The following is a 1,155-nucleotide window of genomic DNA, read 5'->3' on the forward strand; positions in this document are numbered from 1 at the left end:
GATTGAATTTCTGGTGAATAGTGTGGGCAATGATAGAAGCTGAACCCAAGCTGTGTGCCAGAGGTGCCTTAGGAACAGGAGCCTTGATAATCTTATCGCTCAGATTCTTCTGACTACATGCCTGACATTTGTAAGCGTGTTGAACATGGTCAATCCGCTTTAATTGCGCAGGAATAAAGACCAATTCTTGTCGTTGAACAGCTGAGCCAATCTCCTTCAGCTGACCATGACAGTCTGGACAGGTACAATCTTCTCCTTGCAATTCGTGATGAACAATCTCTGGAGTGAACTGACTAAAAATAGCCTGACGAACTCCCTTAGCTTTCTTGCGCTTATAGGTGATGGTCTCCGTTTCAACTGGGTAAGTCAGCTTCTTCTTCAGGGAGACTTTCCTCACTAAACAAGCTCAGCTGACCGGGTTGATACACAACCTTCTCTGATGATTTTCCGTAGAGTTTCTGTCTCAGGTACTCAACCTGTTCACGAAGGAGGGTCAACTCGTTGGTCATGATTTCAATGGTTTTTGTTAGACTTTCAATCACTTTATCTTGTGACTCCATGGACTTACCTCCTTCTTTTTATTTCATTATACACAAAGAAAAGCCATGATTTCAATAGAAATCACGACTTTTTGAAACATTTATTTTTGGACTGATAGAAAATCCTTTCATGAGCCAGTCCACCTGTTCGGAAGCGAGGGCTTTAACCTCTTCTTCATTGTTTGGCCAGGTCAATTTTCCATTCTCAAATCGTTTATACAATAACCAAAATCCTTGTCCGTCCCAGTAAAGAGCCTTGAATCGGTCTTTTCGACCGCCGCAGAAGAGATAGACCTGACCTGAAAAGGGATCCAGATTGAATTGACTTTTGACAAGGTAGGCGAGAGAATCAATTCCTTGACGCATGTCCGTTTTCCCACAAACCAAGTAGACTTGACCTAAATCACTGAGTCGGATGGTCATAATGCAGCACCTTATCCAAGATTGTTTCCATTATTTTAGGGTTGATAGATTGGAAGAATGTGACTTCCGTTTTTCCGAGACGAATTCTCATCAGAATATCGTTTCTGCTTTTCTTTTCAAAGCGGCGAGATTGGGGAATAGTCAATGGGACGATGGGCTGAGACATAATAAATCCTCCAGTTTGTTTTTTATA

General features: G+C 42.0%; 3 protein-coding genes and 1 pseudogene. All 4 read right to left on the reverse strand.

All coding sequences use genetic code 11. The features are described from left to right. A pseudogene (locus NF418_RS10255) lies at positions 1–397 on the reverse strand (IS66-like element short variant transposase); the annotation flags it as partial. After that, positions 354–560, reverse strand: a complete 207-nt coding sequence (locus tag NF418_RS10260) for a transposase (RefSeq protein WP_256779527.1) — start codon at positions 558–560, stop codon at positions 354–356. The gene NF418_RS10260 and the pseudogene NF418_RS10255, both read right to left, overlap by 44 nt. Positions 561–611: 51 nt before the next feature. After that, entirely contained in the window at positions 612–962 is a 351-nt protein-coding gene (gene tnpB, locus NF418_RS10265) for an IS66 family insertion sequence element accessory protein TnpB (RefSeq protein WP_256779528.1), read from the reverse strand. Beyond that, on the reverse strand, positions 943–1,128 hold the full coding sequence (locus NF418_RS10270; protein WP_171999828.1) for a hypothetical protein: 186 nt from the start codon (positions 1,126–1,128) through the stop codon (positions 943–945). The genes tnpB and NF418_RS10270 overlap by 20 nt, the downstream gene beginning before the upstream one ends. Positions 1,129–1,155: the final 27 nt, after the last annotated feature.

This window comes from Streptococcus suis (assembly GCF_024509555.1).
Classification (GTDB): domain Bacteria; phylum Bacillota; class Bacilli; order Lactobacillales; family Streptococcaceae; genus Streptococcus; species Streptococcus suis_AD.

What these genes read in the sequence shown, in the direction of transcription:
- NF418_RS10260 (WP_256779527.1), bottom strand. Translation starts at nt 560, where the DNA reads ATGGAGTCACAAGATAAAGTGATTGAAAGTCTAACAAAAACCATTGAA.
- tnpB (WP_256779528.1), bottom strand. Translation starts at nt 962, where the DNA reads ATGACCATCCGACTCAGTGATTTAGGTCAAGTCTACTTGGTTTGTGGG.
- NF418_RS10270 (WP_171999828.1), bottom strand. Translation starts at nt 1,128, where the DNA reads ATGTCTCAGCCCATCGTCCCATTGACTATTCCCCAATCTCGCCGCTTT.